The following is an 18,496-nucleotide window of genomic DNA, read 5'->3' on the forward strand; positions in this document are numbered from 1 at the left end:
TCTCAAGGAAAGGGCAGTCGACGCTCCATGGCCCAGAAGATTCTCGTCGTTGATGACGACCCCGCAATCTCCGAGATGCTCACCATCGTTTTGGAGGCGGAAGGCTTCGACACCGTCGCCGTCACCGACGGCGCCGTCGCGGTGGATGTCTTCCACCGCGAAGACCCGGACTTGGTCCTTCTCGACCTCATGTTGCCCGGCATGAACGGCATCGACATCTGCCGGCTGATCCGCCAAGAGTCGTCGGTGCCGATCGTCATGCTCACGGCGAAGACGGACACGGTCGACGTCGTGCTCGGCCTCGAGTCGGGCGCGGACGACTACGTGAACAAGCCGTTCAAGCCGAAGGAGCTCGTCGCCCGCATCCGCGCGCGCCTGCGCCGGACCGACACCGACTCCTCCGAAACGATCTTCATCGGCGGCCTGAGCATCGACGTGCCCGGCCACACGGTCCGCCGCGGCGACGAGGAGATCCAACTGACCCCGCTGGAGTTCGACCTCCTGCACGAGCTGGCCTCTAAGCCGGGCCAGGTGTTCACCCGCGAGGAACTGCTGCAGAAGGTGTGGGGCTACCGCAACGCCTCCGACACCCGACTCGTCAACGTCCACGTGCAGCGCCTTCGCGCGAAGATCGAGAAGGACCCCGAAAACCCGCACATCGTCCTCACCGTCCGCGGAGTGGGGTACAAGACCGGCCAGGAGTAGTTCACAATTCTTCAGCGACTCACCAGGCTCCAGCACAGGCTTAAGAACCGCTGGCGCACCTCCCTGCAGACCCGCGTGTTGGGGTCGATCTTCATCGCCTCGGCAGTGGTGATGATCCTGCTCGCCTTCGTGCTGGTCAGCTTCGTCACGCAGAACCTCATCGCCTCCAAGCTGGACATCGCCAACTCGGAGATCGACCGGGCGCGCGTGGCGGTGGAAGGGCAGGTCGAGGCGACGGGAACCACGGCCACCCTCCAGACCAGGCTCAACGCCGCCCGCGCGGCGCTGACCAACCGCAGCTTCGGCGACGGCCAGGCGGTCTACGAGGCCGTCATCCTGGTCAACAACCCCGACGGCTCGGTGGTCGCCTCGCCGGAGGGGTACCGCATCCCCGAGCGCCTGCGCAGCTTCGTCTCGCAGGGGCAGATCTCCTATCAGTTCGCCACCATCGACCGCAGCGACGGCTCGACGTACAAGGCGATGATCATCGGCACGCCCACGGAGTCGGACATCCCGAATCTGCAGGTCTACCTGGTCATGAGCATGGAGAGCGAGGAGGCCACCCTGGCGCTCCTGCGCGGGCTGTTCTCCGGCGCGGCCATCGTGTTGGTGGTGCTGCTCGTCGGTATTGCGTGGCTGCTCACCCAGCAGGTGATCACCCCGGTGCGCTCGGCCTCCCGGATCGCCGAGCGCTTCGCCAACGGCCACCTGCGCGAGCGCATGGTCGTCGACGGCGAGGACGAGATGGCGCGCCTGGCCATGAGCTTTAACACCATGGCGGAGTCGCTGTCCAAGCAGATCCGCACCCTGGAGGAGTACGGCAACCTGCAGCGCCAGTTCACCTCCGACGTCAGCCACGAGCTGCGCACCCCGCTGACCACCGTGCGCATGGCCGCCGACATGATCGCCGACGACGCCGACAACCTCGCGCCGCCCACCCGACGCGCGACCGAGCTCATGGTCCGCGAGCTCGACCGCTTCGAGTCGCTGCTGGCCGACCTGCTCGAGATCTCCCGCCACGACGCGGGCGTCGCCGACCTCGCCGAGAGCAATCTCGACCTGCGCACCACCATCGCCGCCGCGTGGCAGCAGACGGAACACCTCGCCGAGTCGCTGGGGGTGCAGGTGGAGTTCATCAAGCCGGACACCCCGGTCACCATCGTCGGCGACTCCCGCCGCATCGAGCGCATCCTGCGCAACCTGCTGGCCAACGCCATCGACCACTCGGAGGGCAAGCCCGTCGTGGTCCAGCTGGCGGAGACCAGCCAAGCCGCCGCCATCACCGTCGTCGACCACGGCGTGGGGCTCAAGCCGGGCCAGGAGGAGCTGGTGTTTAACCGGTTCTGGCGGGCGGACCCGTCGCGCGTGCGCCACTCCGGCGGCACGGGCCTGGGGCTCGCGATCAGCCACGAGGACGCCCGGCTCCACGGCGGCACCCTCGACGCCCTCGGCGCGGAAGGCGTGGGAACGATGTTCCGGCTCATCCTGCCCAAGATCCCGCACGGGCGCTACTCCGTCGACCCGCTGCCGCTGGAGGTCCCGGCGCCGTGGGTGGATCCGGCCTCGTCCTCGGATGAGGGTGCGGCGCCTTCGGACGTCGACAAGCAAACCGAAATCGGGCAGGAGGACCTAGTCGACGAGGCGGAGCTCGAGGCCTTCTACGACCCCGACTTCGACGACACCTCCACACCGATCGAGGAACGCGACCCAGGCACCGAGGAAGGGACGCAAGCATGAAACTGAATCCCCGCGGAACCACCGTCGTGGCCGTATTGTCCTGCGCGTGCCTCGCCGCCGGGTGCTCGACCCTGCCGTCGAAGTCCGACCCGCAGGCGCTGCGCTCCTTCGAGGGCTCCGCCTCTTCGCAGGCCCAGGGGCCGCAGCCCGACCGCGCGCCCGACCTGCTCATCCGCGACTTCTTCGCCGCCAGCGCGCAGCCGACGCAGCAGTATCAGCTCGCCCGCAGCTACCTGACCTCGGACGCGTCGTCGAGCTGGAACCCGGACTCGACGATCACCGTGGTCGACCGCCTCGACGTCAACCTCGCCCAGGGGCAGGACAACTCCACCGTGCTGACCGAGGACCCCGCGTCCTCGTCGGTGGACAACGCGAAGTCCGCCTCCTACAAGGTCAGCGGCCTCGTGGTGGGGCAGATCGAGGTCGGCGGCGGCTACACGCCCAAAAACCAGGAGCTCAACGAGACCCTCGAGCTGGAGAAGGTCGACGGGCAGTGGCGGATCAGCTCCCTGCCCAACTCGATCGTCGTGGAGCGCTCGGAGCTGCGTAACCGCTACTCCTCGCACAACGTCTACTTCTTCGAGCCGAGCGGCAACACGCTGGTTGGGGACCGCAGGTGGATGTTCTCCGGCAGCTCCTCGCTGGACACCGCCCTCATCTCGCTCATCATCGAAGGCCCCTCCGACACGATCGCGCCGGGCGTGCTCAACGAGATTCCATCGGGTGCGAGCTTCGCGGGTGTCACGGACGGCGTCTACCAGCTCACCGGCGTTGCCAAGCTTAACGACGACGCCCAGCGCCGGTTGGCCGCACAACTCGTGTGGACCCTCGCGCTGGCGGACATCCCCGGGCCGTATCACTTCGCCTTCGACGGGGTCAACGTTGCCTCCAAGAGCGGTTCGACCGAGCTCACGGTCGAGGACTTCGCCGAGTACAACCCGCAGGCCACCAACGGCACGGTCAGCTCGCTCTACGCGATCCGCAACGGCCAGCTGGTGCAGGTCTCCAATGACCGCCTAAACCCGGTGACCGGCCAGCTGGGCCAGCTCACCAACGTCGAGAGCGCCGACATGGCAACGCAGACCTCGACGTTCGCCGCGGTGACCGCGACCGGCGAGGGGGATTCGAAGGAGTCGCGGCTGGTCTTGGCCGGGCAGGACGGCGCCGTGGCGGAGATCCTCAAGGCGAAGACGCTGACCCGCCCCACCTTCGAGTACGGCGCCAACAGCATGTGGACCGTGCTGGACGGCAAGACCATCGCGCGGATCTCCCGCTCGGCCGGCAGCGGGGAGATCGCGCAGACCACCGTGGACACCTCCTCGCTGGGCGACAACGTGGGCGCCATCTCGGTGCTTAGGCTGTCCTACACCGGCGTGCGCGCGGCCTTCATCATCGACGGCCACGTCTATGTCGCCACCGTGTCCCGGCCCAACGCGGGCGAGCGCAAGCTCACCAACGTCCAGGAGTACCTGGCGTCCAACAACCTCCAGGCGGTGAGCCTCGACTGGCAGGCCGACGGCTCGCTGGTCGTGGGAACCGCCAGCCAGGACACTCCCGTGTGGCGCGTGGAGCAGGACGGCTCCTCGGCGCAGGCGCTGCCCGCCTCCAACATCCAGGCGCCGGTGGTGAACGTCGCCTCGACCAACTCGGTGGTGTACGCGACCGACACCCGCGCGGCGCTGGAGCTGTCCACCTCCGGCAGCGGCTCGACCTTCTGGCGCGAGGTCCAAGGCCTCGAGGGCGTGCGCAGCATCGCGATCGTGCCGCACTGATACTCCTCTCGCCGCGCGGGGGGAACCGCGCGGCGAGAGGACGCGTCGAACCGGGGCGTGAACGGTGCGTTTGAGCTCCTCTTACCGGTCGAGTGCATGGGCTGCGGCAGGCCCGGCGTCCGCCTGTGTCAGGGATGCCTCGCGCACCTGCGCACCCCGCCGCAGCCGATGACCGCGCGCGTGGACCCGCACATGCCGCTGTGGACGCTGGGGCCCTACGGCGGGCCGCGGAGGCGGATGATCATCGGTCTCAAGGAGCGCGGCCGCCGCGACGCCGTGGCGCCGCTCGCGGCGATGACCAGGGCAGCCGTCCGCCACCTCATCGCGCGCGGCGAGGTCGACGAGGACATCGTGCTCGTCCCCGCGCCCACCTCACGGGCCTCGGCGCGCCGCCGCGGGGGAGACCCGGTGGCCCGCGTGGCGCGAAGAACCGGATTCGACACCGCCGAGGTACTCGAGCATTCCCGCAGCGTGCGGGAGTCGGTGGGGCTCGACGTGGCGGGGCGCCGCGCGAACATGGCGGGCGGGGTCCGGCTCGCGGGAGACTGGCGCGAGCTGTGCGGGCGACGGCTTCTCCTGCTCGACGACGTGATCACGACGGGGGCAACGCTGGCCGCGTCGACCGCCGTCCTGACCAGCGCCGGTTTGAGCCTCAGGGGTGGCCTGGGGTGGAGTAACGCCTGAGCGATAAAACAATGTGGCGCAAAGGTTATGACCAGAGGTATCCTTGCAGTGGAAGTTGATCCCGCCACAGGGGGAAGAGCAGAGTAATCCCACTCACAATCTTCCCGGCGGCCGACACAGGAAGGTACGTGATTATGACCACGCCTGCTGCTAGCAACGATTCCCTGAGCCCCGACGTCAAGGTGACCATCACCGGACGCAACGTCGAGGTCCCCGAGCACTTCGCCGAGCGAGTGAACACCAAGCTCGGAAAGATTGCTCGCCTCGACCCGACCCTGACTTTCTTCCACGTTGAGCTCCAGCACGAGCCCAACCCGCGCCGCGCCGACCAGAGCGATCGCATCCAGATCACCGCGACCGGCAAGGGTCACATCGCCCGCGCGGAGGCCAAGGAGGACAGCTTCTACGCCGCTCTGGAGACCGCCCTAGCTCGCATGGAGCGCTCCCTGCGCAAGGTGAAGGCACGTCGCTCGATTTCCCTCTCCGGCCACCGCGCCCCGCTGGGCACCGGCGAGGCCGCCGCAACCCTGGTCCAGGAGGCGGAGGACGCCAAGGCCGCCAACAGCTACGACGAGGATCCGTACGCGGACAAGGTCGAGGACGTCGTCCCGGGCCAGATCGTTCGTACCAAGGAGCACCCGTCCACCCCGATCTCCGTGGACGAGGCGCTCAGCGAGATGGAGCTGGTCGGACACGACTTCTTCCTCTTCGTTAACTCCGAGAACGGCCGCCCGTCCGTGGTCTACCGTCGCCACGCCTTTGACTACGGCCTGATCACCCTCGCGGACGAGGAGAAGTAGCCCTCCTCCCGCGTCGATGACGTGAGCAGCGCTTTACCCGACACCTGTTTTCAACAGGTGCCGGGTTCAGCTATTTCCCGCAGTTGTGCGTACAATGGCGGTTTAGTATTGCCATTATTTGCTGGAAACACGAAAAGGATTAGCGCAGGTGTTTGGACTTTCCAAGATGCTCCGCATGGGCGAGGGGCGCGCGGTCAAGCGATTGAAGAAGATCGCCGAAGAAGTAATTGCACTCGAGCCGCAGTACGCCGACCTTAGCGATGAGGAGCTCAAGGCAAAGACCTCAGAGTTCAAGGAGCGCATCGAGAAGGGGGAGTCCGTCGACGACCTCGTTTTCGAGGCCTTCGCCGTCGCCCGCGAGGCATCCTGGCGCGTCCTCGGACAGAAGCACTACCTCGTCCAGGTCATGGGCGGCGCCGCGCTGCACTTCGGCAACGTCGCCGAGATGCGCACCGGTGAGGGCAAGACCCTGACCTGTGTCCTTCCGGCCTACCTCAACGCGCTCGAGGGCAAGGGCGTGCACGTGGTCACGGTCAACGACTACCTGGCCAAGCGCGACGCCGAGTGGATGGGCCGCGTGCACCGCTTCCTCGGGCTCGAGGTGGGCGTCATCCTGTCCAACATGACCCCGGAGCAGCGCCGCAAGGCCTACAACGCCGACATCACCTACGGCACCAACAACGAGCTGGGCTTCGACTACCTGCGCGACAACATGGTCCGCTCCATCAACGACCTCGTCCAGCGCGGCCACCACTACGCCATCGTCGACGAGGTGGACTCCATCCTCATCGACGAGGCCCGTACCCCGCTCATCATTTCGGGCCCGGTGGACGGTTCCTCCCAGTGGTACTCCGTGTTCTCCCAGCTGGCGCCGCGCATGAAGCGCGACGTCCACTACGAGGTGGACGACCGCAAGCGCACCGTCGGCATCAAGGAGGCGGGCGTGGAGTTCGTCGAGGATCAGCTCGGCATCGAAAACCTCTACGCGCCGGAGCACTCCCAGCTGGTCAGCTACCTCAACAACGCCATCAAGGCCAAGGAGCTGTTCACCCGCGACAAGGACTACATCGTCCGCAACGGCGAGGTGCTCATCGTCGACGACTTCACCGGCCGCGTGCTCGCCGGCCGCCGCTACAACGAGGGCATGCACCAGGCGATCGAGGCCAAGGAAAGCGTCGAGATCAAGAACGAGAACCAGACGCTGGCCACCATCACCCTGCAGAACTATTTTCGCCTCTACGAGAAGCTGGCGGGCATGACCGGTACTGCCGAGACCGAGGCCGCCGAGCTGCACCAGATCTACAAGCTCGACGTCATCCCGATCCCGACCAACGTCCCGCCGCAGCGCGAGGACATGACCGACCTGGTGTACAAGACCCAGGAGGCGAAGTTCGCCGCCGTCGTCGACGACATCGCCGAGCGCGTGGAGAAGGGCCAGCCGGTCCTGGTGGGCACCACCTCCGTCGAGCGCTCCGAGTACCTGTCCAAGCTGCTCCAGCGCCGCGGCATCAAGCACAACGTGCTCAACGCCAAGTTCCACGAGCAGGAAGCACAGATCGTGGCCAAGGCGGGCCTGCCGGGCGCGGTCACCGTGGCCACCAACATGGCCGGCCGCGGCACCGACATCGTCCTCGGCGGCAACCCGGACATCATCGCCGACATCAACCTGCGTGCGCGCGGCCTCGACCCAGTCGAGACCCCGGACGAGTACGAGGCGGCCTGGGACGACGAGATTGCCAAGGTGAAGGCCCAGGGTGAGAAGGACGCGGAGAAGGTCCGCGAGGCGGGCGGCCTCTACGTGCTCGGAACGGAGCGCCACGAGTCCCGCCGCATCGATAACCAGCTGCGCGGCCGCGCCGGCCGCCAGGGCGACCCGGGCACCACCCGCTTCTACCTCTCCATGCGCGACGACCTCATGGTTCGCTTCGTGGGCCCGACCATGGAGAACATGATGAACCGCCTCAACGTCCCGGACGACGTGCCGATCGAGGCCAAGATGGTCACCAACTCCATCAAGGGCGCGCAGGCCAGCGTCGAGAACCAGAACTTCGAGATGCGCAAGAACGTCCTCAAGTACGACGAGGTCATGAACGAGCAGCGCAAGGTCATCTACGGCGAGCGCCGCGAGATCCTCGAGTCCGCCGACATCAAGGACGACATCCAGAACATGATCGACGAGACCATCGGCGCCTACGTCGATGGCGCGACGGCCGCGGGCTACGTCGAGGACTGGGACACGGAGTCGCTGTGGAACGCGCTGGACTCGCTTTATGGCCCGTCCTTTAGCGCGCAGGAGCTTATCGACGGCACCGAGTACGGCGCATCCGGAGAGCTCACCGCTGATCAGCTGCGCGAGGCCCTCCTCGACGACGCCCACAAGCAGTACGAGGAGCTGGAGGCCAACGTCACCGCCATCGGCGGCGAGGCCCAGATGCGCAACATCGAGCGCATGGTCATCCTTCCTATCATCGACACGAAGTGGCGCGAGCACCTCTACGAGATGGACTACCTCAAGGAGGGCATCGGCCTGCGCGCCATGGCGCAGCGCGACCCGCTGGTGGAGTACCAGAAGGAGGGCGGCGACATGTTCAACGCGATGAAGGACGGCATCAAGGAGGAGACTGTCCGCCAGCTGTTCATGCTGCGCAAGCAGTTCCAGCAGGCCCCGGCCCCGGAGACCGCGGACGCCTAGGCCACCCGCAGGGTCATGACCCGGGCGGCCTCGGTGCGGGGATCGAACGCCACCTGCGCCGAGTAGGCGAAGTGGCGTCCCGCGCAGGCGACGGTGCCCAAGACCATCAACCCATCGGCTCCCGCGCGAAAGTGCGTGGAGTCGATTCTTATTGGCCCCCTTAGCGCGGGCTTTCGCAGGCGCTCGGCGATGGCGCCGACGGCCATGGGGTGGAAGACCTTGGGTGGAAGCGTGCTCACCGGCCTGGTGCCGAAGGCGGCGCATAGCCCGATGCTGATCACCGCCAGCGCTTTTCGACGGCGATGCCAGGGGATCTCCGTGACCTCCTGGGGAACCCTGGCGTCCACGAGGACGAACAGGGACGCCGTCCCCGGGAGCGGTTCTAAGCGTGAAATGGACAACTGTATCTACTCCTTGGAGTTGCAAAATCCAAGGCAGGCGACATTACTGCGGGGATACCGCGCCCCTTGTGCTGCAGGAATGCATAAGCATGGGGCACAATAGAAAACAATCGAGCAGGCGTAGGCACTTACTACTATGCCAGCAAATAACAAATCGTGAGGTGTAAACGAGCCGTGCGTGGCTTAATCGTGGATTATGTGGGCGTCCTTGACGGGACCGATGAGGAACAGCGTCGATGGCGGAATCTCTTCGCCGCGGCGCGCGCCAACGGCGTGGGGCTAGCCGTGCTGTCCAACGATCCGGGCGGCGCCGGCGCCGATCCCATCCGCGTGCTGCAGACCCAGGGCATCGTCGACGCGGTGCTGCTCTCCGGCGAGATCGGCGCGGAGAAGCCCGACGTCGCCGCGTTCGAGGCCGCCGCCGACGCGCTCGACCTACCCATGCGCGATTGCGTGCTTGTCGACGATTCCATCCTCAACGTCCGCGCCGCCGTGGAGGCGGGCCTGGTGGGCGTTTACTACCAGCAGTTCGATCGCGCGGTCGTCGAGATCACCGGCCTGTTCGGCCTGGACGGTGAATTCTAGTGCGCGTCTACATCCCGGCCACCTTCGCGCTGCTCCAGGAACTGAGCGAGAACGGCGCCATCACCGCGCGCTCCGGCTACGGCTTCGCGGTCACCCCGGCGCTGCGCGAGTGGTTCACGGAGGGCGACGAGGAGGACTTCTCCGAGATCGCCTTCGACGACGCCTCCCGTGCCTCCCTGCGCCTGCTCGCGATCGGTGACGAGGAGCGCTTCCCGCACCGCCGCGTCGTGGTCTCCGTCGACGTGCCCGACGAGAACGTCACCCTCGAGCCCAACCTCGGCGAGGCAGTGGTGAGCCTCAAGCCCGCCCAGGTGGGCTTCGACGCTGTCGCCGCCATCCACGTCGACGTGGAGGCCAGCGAGGGCGCGACCGCCAAGGCCATCGCGTCGGTCGACGCCGCCGATCTGGGCGACGAGGAGGCCGAGCTGGCCGTCGGCGACGCCCTCGACAACTTCATGGCCTGGTACGACCCGAGCGAGCTGGGAGTGCTCGTTCAGCTGCTCTAGCCGAGTGCCCTGACACCTTGCCCCTGCCTTTGTGCAGGGGTTTTCTTGTTGGCAGGCGTCCCCATAGTGGTGGAGTCAGTGTGCACGGCCCATTGTGACCGGCGATAAAGCCGGGGGTGGCGGGCGGTGGAATCCTCGACCCGAGGCATGCGGGGAAGGGGCTGGTCAAGCAGTCTTATTCGGTAGAGGAGGATGCGAGGTCGCCTTCCTGCTGGGGGTGGGCGATGTAATAGTTAGGCGTCGAAAAGCAACAAGCAAGTAGGTAGACAAGAACCTTACGGTAGCGTAGGCTACGAATCCGTAACTTTTTGCACCGAAACCTTCTAAGGGGAACCTGTGCCCTCTGACAAGCTGGCAAAAGTGCGTGGCATCCTCCAGCGATTCACCACGCCGCTGCTTCCAGACGACTATTCAGCGCTGATCAACCCGCTGTGGTCCACGCGCGAGCTGCGCGGCAAGATCGAACGCGTCCGCCGAGAAGGCGACGTCGTCCACCTCGACATCACGCCCGGCTGGGGCGTGCCCACCTCCTTCCATGCGGGCCAGTACATCGGCATCGGCGTGCTCGTCGACGGCCGCTACACGTGGCGCTCCTACTCACTGACCAACGCCCCCGGCCACGTGGCGGGAACTCTGAGCATCACCGTCCGCGCGGTGGAGAAGGGCAAGCTGTCCAACCACCTCGTCGGCAACGTGCAGCCCGGCACCACCATCCGCCTGCTGGCGCCGTCGGGCGACTTCCACCTCACCGACCCCGTGCCGGCAAAGCTCGCGTTCGTCACCGCGGGCACCGGCATCACCCCGGTCATCTCCATGCTGCGCACCATGGCCGAGCGCAGGCAGTTCGAGGGCAGCGATGTCGTGCTCGTTCACTCCAGCCGCACCCGCGAGGACGTGCTCTTCGCCGACGAGCTCGCGCGCCTGCAGAAGGAGCACCCGCAGTTTAAGGTTCACACTCGCATCACCAGCGAGGAGGGCCGCGTCACCCCGGAGAACATCGACCAGATCGTCCCCGACATCACCGACCGCGTTGTCTATGCCTGCGGCCCCGCCGAGATGCTCGACGAGATGGAGGCCTGGGCCAAGGACGCTGGCGTCGAGCTCAAGACGGAGCGCTTCACCCTCGATCGCATTTCCGACGCCCAGGGTGGCACCATCACCTTCCCCGGGCGCGCCAGCATCGAGGTCGACGGCGCCACCACGATCCTCGAGGCGGGGGAGAAGGCGGGTGTTAACCTGCCCTTCGGCTGCCGCATGGGGGTGTGTCACACCTGCGTGCGCCCGCTCGTGGAGGGGCACGCCCACAACCTCGTCACCGGCGAGACCCACGAGGCGGGCTCGCGCGTGCGCACCTGCGTGTGCGTGGCCAACGGTGACCTGATCGTCGAGGCCTAACCGCCCACACGCCGCCCCCGAACGCATAAGACCAAAGGAACACTATGGCAATCGATAACATCAAAGCCTATTCGCACCTCACCGACGAGGACATCGCGGCCATCGGCGCCCGCCTCGACGAGATCAAGAAGGAAGTCACCGACTCCCTCGGCCCCAAGGACGTCGCCTACATCAAGAACCTCATCCGCACGCAGCGCGGCATCGAGGTCGCTTCCCGCATCGCGCTGCTGTTTAGCGGCAACAAGAAAATGTGGTGGCTGGGCACCACCCTGCTGTCCACCTCCAAGATCCTGGAGAACCTGGAGATCGGGCACAACGTCCTCCACGGCCAGTGGGACTGGATGAACGACCCCACGATCCACTCCACGACCTGGGAGTGGGACATCGTCTGCCCGTCCTCGCAGTGGATGCACTCCCACAACTACATCCACCACACCTACACCAACGTGCTCGGCATGGACAACGACGTGGGATATGGCATCCTGCGCGTGACCCGCGACCGCAAGTGGACCCCGATGCACGCCTTCCAGCCGGTGATCAACACCGTGCTGGCCACCCTGTTCGAGTGGGCCGTGGGCTACTACGATGTGGAGCTGGGCCGCTACTTCGTGGGGCGTGCGACCTGGGAGGACACCAAGGAGAAGTTCTGGGAGACCACCCGCAAGGCCGGTCGCCAGACCGCGCGTGACTTCGTGTTCTACCCGGCGCTGTCGGGCAAGAACTTCGGCCACTCGCTCACCGCGAACCTCACCGCCAACCTGGTGCGCTCCCTGTGGGCCTACGCCGTCATCTTCTGCGGCCACTTCCCGGACGAGACGGAGACCTTCACCAAGGAGCAGTTCAAGACCGAGGACCACAACCAGTGGTACCTGCGCCAGATGCTCGGTTCGGCGAACTTCAGCGGCGGCAAGCTGCTGACGATCCTCTCCGGCAACCTGAACTACCAGATTGAGCACCACCTGTTCCCCGACATGCCGTCCAACCGGCTCGCCGAGGTGGGCACGAAGGTCAAGGCGCTGTGCGAAGAGTACGACCTGCCGTACAACGTCGCCTCCTTCCCGGTGCAGCTGTTCAAGGTGGAAAAGACCATCCTCAAGCTCACCCTGCCGAACAAGTACCTGGTCGCCGACCGCGACAACGCGCCCGAGGTGCGCTCCAACGCGGCTTTCACCAAGTACCCGGAGGTCGAGAGCCAGCTGTGGGTCGGCGAGACCGACAAGGGCCGCTCCGGCCTGCGCACCGGCCTGAAGCTGCTGAAGAAGCTGCGCCCGACCGTGGTCGACGTGGTCAAGCACTACTCGGGTCGCCGTTAGACAACCGACTATAGACGTCGATAAGCAAAAGCCATCGACGGGGAATAATTAAGAAGGAACCATGCGTTGTACAACGTATGGTTTCTTTGTTTGATCCCGCGACCGCGGGCGCACTTCAGCTGAATAACCGGGTCACGATGGCGGCCCTGACCCGCATGCGTGCCGACGAGGACGGCATCCCCAGCGCGCTGCACGCCGAGTACTACTCCCAGCGCGCGGGCGCTGGCATCGTGGTCACGGAGGGCACGTTCCCGACCTTCGTCAGCCGCGGCTTCGAGGGGCAGGCGGGCATCGCCAACGCCGATCAGCAGGCTGGGTGGCGGCAGGTGGCCGAGGCGGTGCACGCCAAGGGCGGCACGCTGGTCATGCAGATCATGCACGCCGGTCGCATGACGCACCCGTCGATGAACCGCGGCCAGGAGCCGGAGGCGCCGTCTGCGATCGCGTCCGGCACCATCACGCACACGCCAGCGGGCAAGGTGCCGCTGCCGGTGCCGCGCGCGCTCGAGACCAACGAGCTGCCGCGCATCCGTGACGAGTTCGTGGCCGCCGCGCGCCGCGCCATCGACGCCGGCCTCGACGGGGTGGAGCTGCACGGCGCGAACGGCTACCTCCTCCACGAGTTCCTCGCCCCGAGTTCTAACACGCGTACCGACGCCTACGGCGGCTCGCCCGAGGCCCGCGCCCGCTTCGTCATCGAGGTCGTGCGCGCGGTCGTCGCGGAGGTCGGCGCCGAGCGCGTGGGCCTGCGCATCTCGCCGGAGCACAACGTCCAGGGCGTCATCGAGGACGACCACGCGGACGTCGTGGCCACCTACGACGCGCTTCTCGACGGCATCAAGGACCTCGGCCTTGCCTACCTGTCCATCCTGCACGCCGACTACGCGGGCGAGTTCGTCGCGCACCTGAAGGAGCGCTTCGGCGGCTTCGTCATCCTCAACTCCGGCTTTGGCAAGGTCACCGAGCTCGACGAGGCCCGCGAGATCGTCGAGGGCGGCCACGCCGACGCCGTCGCGGTCGGGCGCGAGCTCATCGCCAACCCCGACCTGGTCCGCCGCTGGAAGGAAGGCCTCGCTCTCAACGTGCCAAACCCGAAGACCTTCTACACGGGTGGCGCGAGCGGCTACACCGACTACCCGTTTGCCGAGTAGCTTCGACCAGCGAAAACACACCCGCAAGGGCGGCGAACATATGCACTCTGCGTATGGATCAGCCCATGTATACGAAAAGCGCATATCTCGCGCGTAAAAAACCACCGTCCGGCCCTACATCTGTGGCTCCGGACGGTGGTTTCTTATGGGGGCCTAGCTCTCCCACTCGACGTTCGTCCGCAGCGCGCCCAAAAGCTTGCGCACCGCCTGGACGCGCCGCCCAGTCGCGGAGTCAGGGTCGAAGTCGTCGAGCATGCACTCCGGGTCGGCGGGAGGTCCCATGTGCGTGCAGCCGCGCGGGCAGTCCTCGACGGCGCGCGCTAGGTCCTCGAAGACGCCGACGACGGTGTCCGCGTCGACGTGGGCCAGCCCGAAGGAGCGGATGCCGGGGGTGTCGATGATCCAGCCGCCCGCGGGAAGTCGTAGCGCCACCGCCTGCGTGGAGGTGTGGCGGCCCTTGCCCACGCCGGAGACCTCGCCGGTCTCGCGGAAGGCGTCGGGGACCAGGCGGTTGACCAGCGTCGACTTGCCCACGCCCGAGTGCCCGATGAGCGCGGTGAGCGAGCCGTCGACGATCTCGCTGACCGGGGTGAGGTCGTCCTCGACGCCGCAGACGACGACGGGCACGTCGAGCGCGTCGAACTCGGCGGCGAACTCGGAGGGGTCGGCGAGGTCCGACTTGGTCAGGCAGATGATCGGCTGCAGGTGTCCGACGAAGGCGGCGACGAGGGCGCGCTCGACGAAACCGGAGCGCGGCGGGGGATCGGCCACCGCGCAGACGATGAGCAGCTGCGAGGCGTTGGCCACGACGATGCGCTCGTAGGGGTCGGTGTCGTCGGCGGTGCGGCGCAGCACCGAGGTGCGCTCGGCGAGCTTGACGATGCGCGCGAGGCTGCCCGGGCGGCCCGAGGTGTCGCCGACCACGCCGACGCGGTCGCCGACCTCGACCGGCGTGCGGCCCATCTCCCGGGCGCGCATGCACACGACCGGGTCGTCCTGGCCGTCCAAGACCACGCCCCAGCGGCCGCGGTCCTTGGTCACGACCATGCCGAACTCGGCGTCGTCGTGGGTCGGGCGATCCTTGGTGCGCGGGCGCGAGCCCTTGCCGGGCCGGATCCGCACGTCCGACTCGTCGTAGCTCCTGTCGCCGCGGAACCTCGAGCTGCGAGCCATCAGCAGGCGCCGTCCAGCATGGCCGCCCACTTGGTCTCGAAGCCGGGGAGGGTCTTCGCCGTGGTCTGGATGTTTTCCACCTCCACGCCGGGGACCTTCAGGCCGATGATGGCGCCGGCGGTGGCCATGCGGTGGTCGGCGTAGGAGTGCCACTGGCCCCCGTGGAGGGTTGCGGGTTCGATCCGAAGGCCGTCGGAAAGCTCAATGCACGTGCCGCCGATGCCGGTGATCTCGGCGCAGAGGGCGGCGAGGCGATCGGTCTCGTGCCCGCGCAGGTGCGCGATGCCCGTGATCTCCGACGGGGTGGATGCGAGCGCGGCCAGGGCGGCGACGGTGGGGGCGAGCTCGCCGATGTCGGACATGTCGATGATGATGCCCTTCAGCCTGCCGCTCGCCGGGCCCTCGACGATGAGGTCGTGGGTGGCGCCGCGCGCGGACAGCTCGACGGTGCAGCCCATGCGCGCGAGGATGTCACGGATGACGTCGCCCGGCTGGGTGGTCTGGATCGGCCAGTTCGGGATGGTGACGCGCCCGCCGGTGACGGCCGCGGCGGCGAGGAACGGGGTGGCGTTGGACAGGTCCGGCTCGACGAACCACGTGCGGCCGCGCACCTCGCCGGGGCGCACCTTCCACTGGTTTTCCACGGAGGTGTCCACGGTGATGCCCGCCTGGCGCAGCATCTGCACGGTCATCTCGATGTGCGGCATGCTCGGCAGCCTGCCGCCGGAGTGCTTGAGCGTGATGCCCTTGGCGTAGCGCGGCGCGGACAGCAGCAGGCCGGAGACGAACTGGGAGGAGCCGGAGGCGTCGATCTCGACCACGCCGCCCTCCGGGCGGCCGTCGCCGTCGACCTCGAAGGGCAGCGCGTTGCCCTTGACCTTGACCCCCGCCGCGCGCAGGCCCTCGAGGATCTGACCCATCGGGCGCTTGCGGGCCTGCAGGTCGCCGTCGAAGAAGACCGAGCCCTCCACCAGCGCGGCCACCGGGGGTACGAACCGCATGACCGTGCCCGCCAGGCCGCAGTCGACCACGCCGCCGTGCAGCTCGGACGGCTCCACGCGGATGGTGATGGAGTCGGTGCCGTGGGTGGTGGAGTCCTCGTAGAAGATGACGCCGAGCGCCTGGAGGGCCTTCATCATGAGGTCAGTGTCGCGCGAGCGCAGCGCACCCTCGATGGTCGACGGCGTGGAGGCGATGGCGGCCAGAACGTAGGCGCGGTTGGTGATCGACTTGGACCCGGGGATCTGGACAGTTGCCACCACCGGCCCGCTGACGGTAGGTGCCTTCCACAATGCTGCGCTCTGGTTGCTCATGTACTACATAATAGAGGCATGTGCGGCAGATTCGTATTGTTCAGCTCCGAGGCCACCCTCCTCAAAGTCCCCGGATTTTCCGAGGTCCACGCACCCGCGGGCCTGCCTCCCGCGCGCTACAACATCGCGCCCACCCAGATCATCCCGATCCTGCGCCCCGGCTCCTCGCCGAAGGAGGCCACCATCGAGCCGGCCCGCTGGGGGCTGCTGCCGCACTGGAAGAAGGACGAGTCCGGCCCGCCGCTGTTCAACGCCCGTTGCGAGACCGTGACCTCCAAGCCGAGCTTCCGGGACGCCTTCAAGCACGGCCGCTGCCTCATCCCCATGGACGGCTACTACGAGTGGCACGTGGACGAGCCCGCGGGCAAGGGCACGAAGCCCACCAAGACCCCGCAGTGGATCACCACCGGCGAGGTCGTCTGGGTCGCGGGGCTGTGGGCCACCGGCCTCGACCGCCTGTCCGCCACCATGATCACCACCGCATCCCGCCCGCCCCTTGACTGGGTGCACGACCGCATGCCGCGCTTTTTGCTTGCCGACGAATACGCTACGTGGCTTTTCGGCACGCCCGAGGAGGCGGCCGAGCTCCTGCACCCGGCCCCCGACGAGCTGATCTCGAGGTTTACCGTGCGGCCCGCGGATCGGGCTGTGGGCAGCGTGCGCAACGACTACCCCGAGCTCATCGCGGAGCAGGCGTAGAACTACTCGGCGAGCAGGTCGGCGAACGACCCGCCCACGACCGAGACGAGGTCGTCGGGGGAAAGCTCCACGTCGAGCCCGCGGCGCCCGCCGGAGACGAAGATGGTCTCCCACAGGATCGCGGTCTCGTCGACGACGGTGGGCAGCGGGTTCTTCTGCCCGATCGGCGAGATGCCGCCGGGGATGTAGCCGGAGGACTTCGCGGCGTCGTGCTGGTCGGCCATCGTGGCCTTGGATGCGCCGAAGGCGGCCGCGGCCTTCTTCAGGCTCAGCTGGCTGGTCACCGGCAGGCAGCACACTGCCAGCTCCCGCTTGGGGCCCTTGCCCGCGGTGAGGTCGATGACCAGCGTCTTGAAGATGCGGTCGGCCTCCACGTCGAGCGCCGCCGCGGCCTGGTCGCCGAAGTGGTCGGTGCCGCCCTCGAAGGTGCTCACGGTGTGGGCGATGCCCGCCTCCTCCAGGACCTTGAGCGCTGGGGTGGCGGCATGCGGCTGCTTCTTCTTGCTCATAGATACATGCTTACACCGCGCGGCGGTCGTGGCGGGAATCGCGCAGATGCCACGTAAGATGGTGGGGTAGTGCCCCGGGGCGTCGAAAAGCCCCGCGCGGGCACGCCCTACGCCCTGAAGTCAAAGAAAAGAGTCCTGACCATTGGCATCGAAAACTCCGCCCGCGCCCGGGTCCGCCCTGGGCAAGCGGTTTGAGGAAGAAGCCCTTCCGCTCCTGGACCAGCTCTACGGCGGCGCGCTGCGCATGACCCGCAACCCCGCCGACGCCGAGGACCTGGTCCAGGAGACCTACGTCAAGGCGTTCCAGGCCTTCGACTCCTTCAAGGAGGGAACCAACCTCAAGGCGTGGCTGTACCGCATCATGACCAACGCGTACATCAACACCTACCGCAAAAAGCAGCGCCAGCCGTACCAGTCCTCCACCGAGGACGTCACCGACTACCAGCTGCTGGAGACCTCCTCGCACGAGTCCACCGGCCTTGAATCCGCTGAGGTCGAGGCGTTGAAGAACCTCCCGGACAAGAAGATCGCGGATGCGATGAACGCGCTGTCCGACGACTACCGCATGGTGGTCTACTACGCCGACGTCGAGGGCCTTCCCTACAAGGAGATCGCCGAGATCATGGGCACGCCCCTGGGAACTGTCATGTCACGCCTGCATCGTGGAAGAAAACAGCTGCGTGATGCGTTGAAGGACGTAGCCCACGAACACGGCATCGGGCTCGACGCGGCGGCGCCGAAGAAGAAAGCGGAGAAAGCGAGCACTCATGAGTAACGACGGAGCAAAAAAGTGCGGCTGCAACTGCGAAGAGCTGCACCTGCAGATGTACGCGCTCCTCGACCGCGAGCTCACCCCCGACGAGTGCGCGCGGCTTGAGCGCCACCTCGAGACCTGCCCCGAGTGCCGCGCCCGCTTCGAGGCCGAGGCCGACCTGCGCAAACTCCTGCGCAAGTGCTGCTGCGGCCCAGCTCCCAAGACGCTGCGGGAGAAAATCACCTATTCCATCCGCGTGGAGCGGTTTACCATCACCGAGCGCTAGTCGCTTTTCGCTTATCGACGC

18 protein-coding genes are annotated in these 18,496 nt (G+C 67.0%); 14 read left to right on the top strand and 4 right to left on the bottom strand.

Features of this window, described 5'->3' with window-relative positions; genetic code table 11:
- Positions 1-27: 27 nt before the first annotated feature.
- From mtrA to secA, 6 genes are all read left to right on the top strand, one after another.
- Entirely contained in the window at positions 28-705 is a 678-nt protein-coding gene (mtrA, locus tag B843_RS03095; RefSeq protein WP_025252061.1) for an MtrAB system response regulator MtrA, read from the top strand.
- Positions 706-711: 6 nt separating this feature from the next.
- Positions 712-2,442, top strand: coding sequence for an MtrAB system histidine kinase MtrB (mtrB, locus tag B843_RS03100; protein ID WP_269319739.1), 1,731 nt, complete (start codon positions 712-714; stop codon positions 2,440-2,442).
- The gene (gene lpqB / locus B843_RS03105; RefSeq protein WP_025252063.1) at positions 2,439-4,214 is read left to right on the top strand and encodes an MtrAB system accessory lipoprotein LpqB; all 1,776 of its coding nucleotides are present in this window, start codon (positions 2,439-2,441) and stop codon (positions 4,212-4,214) included. The genes mtrB and lpqB overlap by 4 nt, the downstream gene beginning before the upstream one ends.
- Positions 4,215-4,310: 96 nt before the next feature.
- Positions 4,311-4,898 carry a ComF family protein gene (locus B843_RS03110; protein WP_038595756.1) on the top strand — a complete coding sequence of 196 codons (588 nt, stop codon included), beginning with the start codon at positions 4,311-4,313 and terminating at the stop codon, positions 4,896-4,898.
- A 134-nt stretch (positions 4,899-5,032) separates the two neighbouring features.
- Positions 5,033-5,698: a ribosome hibernation-promoting factor, HPF/YfiA family gene (hpf, locus tag B843_RS03115; protein WP_025252065.1), complete on the top strand. Its 666-nt coding sequence runs from the start codon at positions 5,033-5,035 to the stop codon at positions 5,696-5,698.
- A 148-nt stretch (positions 5,699-5,846) separates the two neighbouring features.
- Positions 5,847-8,390, top strand: coding sequence for a preprotein translocase subunit SecA (gene secA / locus B843_RS03120; RefSeq protein ID WP_025252066.1), 2,544 nt, complete (start codon positions 5,847-5,849; stop codon positions 8,388-8,390).
- Here secA and B843_RS03125 read toward each other — a convergent pair.
- Positions 8,387-8,791, bottom strand: a complete 405-nt coding sequence (locus B843_RS03125) for a hypothetical protein (RefSeq protein WP_025252067.1) — start codon at positions 8,789-8,791, stop codon at positions 8,387-8,389. The genes secA and B843_RS03125 overlap by 4 nt on opposite strands.
- Before the next feature lie 174 nt (positions 8,792-8,965).
- Between B843_RS03125 and B843_RS03130 the strand changes: the two genes are divergently transcribed.
- From B843_RS03130 to B843_RS03150, 5 genes are all read left to right on the top strand, one after another.
- Positions 8,966-9,376, top strand: a complete 411-nt coding sequence (locus B843_RS03130) for an HAD-IA family hydrolase (protein WP_025252068.1) — start codon at positions 8,966-8,968, stop codon at positions 9,374-9,376.
- Positions 9,376-9,882 carry a DUF6912 family protein gene (locus tag B843_RS03135; protein ID WP_025252069.1) on the top strand — a complete coding sequence of 169 codons (507 nt, stop codon included), beginning with the start codon at positions 9,376-9,378 and terminating at the stop codon, positions 9,880-9,882. The genes B843_RS03130 and B843_RS03135 overlap by 1 nt, the downstream gene beginning before the upstream one ends.
- 336 nt (positions 9,883-10,218) lie before the next feature.
- Positions 10,219-11,277, top strand: a complete 1,059-nt coding sequence (locus tag B843_RS03140) for a ferredoxin reductase (protein WP_025252070.1) — start codon at positions 10,219-10,221, stop codon at positions 11,275-11,277.
- A 44-nt stretch (positions 11,278-11,321) separates the two neighbouring features.
- Entirely contained in the window at positions 11,322-12,590 is a 1,269-nt protein-coding gene (locus tag B843_RS03145; protein WP_025252071.1) for a fatty acid desaturase family protein, read from the top strand.
- 77 nt (positions 12,591-12,667) lie between these two features.
- Positions 12,668-13,741, top strand: a complete 1,074-nt coding sequence (locus tag B843_RS03150) for an alkene reductase (protein WP_025252072.1) — start codon at positions 12,668-12,670, stop codon at positions 13,739-13,741.
- 153 nt (positions 13,742-13,894) lie between these two features.
- Here B843_RS03150 and rsgA read toward each other — a convergent pair whose 3' ends face one another.
- Complete coding sequence (gene rsgA, locus B843_RS03155; protein ID WP_025252073.1) at positions 13,895-14,914, bottom strand: ribosome small subunit-dependent GTPase A; 1,020 nt, start codon at positions 14,912-14,914, stop codon at positions 13,895-13,897.
- On the bottom strand, positions 14,914-16,227 hold the full coding sequence (aroA, locus tag B843_RS03160) for a 3-phosphoshikimate 1-carboxyvinyltransferase (protein ID WP_025252074.1): 1,314 nt from the start codon (positions 16,225-16,227) through the stop codon (positions 14,914-14,916). Before aroA ends, rsgA begins: the two co-directional genes overlap by 1 nt.
- Positions 16,228-16,245: 18 nt before the next feature.
- On the opposite strand from aroA, the gene B843_RS03165 reads away from it, so the two are divergent.
- Entirely contained in the window at positions 16,246-16,926 is a 681-nt protein-coding gene (locus tag B843_RS03165) for an SOS response-associated peptidase (RefSeq protein ID WP_025252075.1), read from the top strand.
- Positions 16,927-16,928: 2 nt separating this feature from the next.
- Here the strand turns inward: B843_RS03165 and ybaK are convergent, their stop codons facing one another.
- Complete coding sequence (ybaK, locus tag B843_RS03170) at positions 16,929-17,435, bottom strand: Cys-tRNA(Pro) deacylase (RefSeq protein ID WP_025252076.1); 507 nt, start codon at positions 17,433-17,435, stop codon at positions 16,929-16,931.
- A 142-nt stretch (positions 17,436-17,577) separates the two neighbouring features.
- On the opposite strand from ybaK, the gene B843_RS03175 reads away from it, so the two are divergent.
- Positions 17,578-18,210 carry a sigma-70 family RNA polymerase sigma factor gene (locus tag B843_RS03175; protein ID WP_025252077.1) on the top strand — a complete coding sequence of 211 codons (633 nt, stop codon included), beginning with the start codon at positions 17,578-17,580 and terminating at the stop codon, positions 18,208-18,210.
- Complete coding sequence (gene rsrA, locus B843_RS03180; RefSeq protein WP_025252078.1) at positions 18,203-18,475, top strand: mycothiol system anti-sigma-R factor; 273 nt, start codon at positions 18,203-18,205, stop codon at positions 18,473-18,475. The genes B843_RS03175 and rsrA overlap by 8 nt, the downstream gene beginning before the upstream one ends.
- Positions 18,476-18,496: the final 21 nt, after the last annotated feature.

It is taken from the genome of Corynebacterium vitaeruminis DSM 20294 (genome assembly GCF_000550805.1).
GTDB classification, from domain to species: domain Bacteria; phylum Actinomycetota; class Actinomycetes; order Mycobacteriales; family Mycobacteriaceae; genus Corynebacterium; species Corynebacterium vitaeruminis.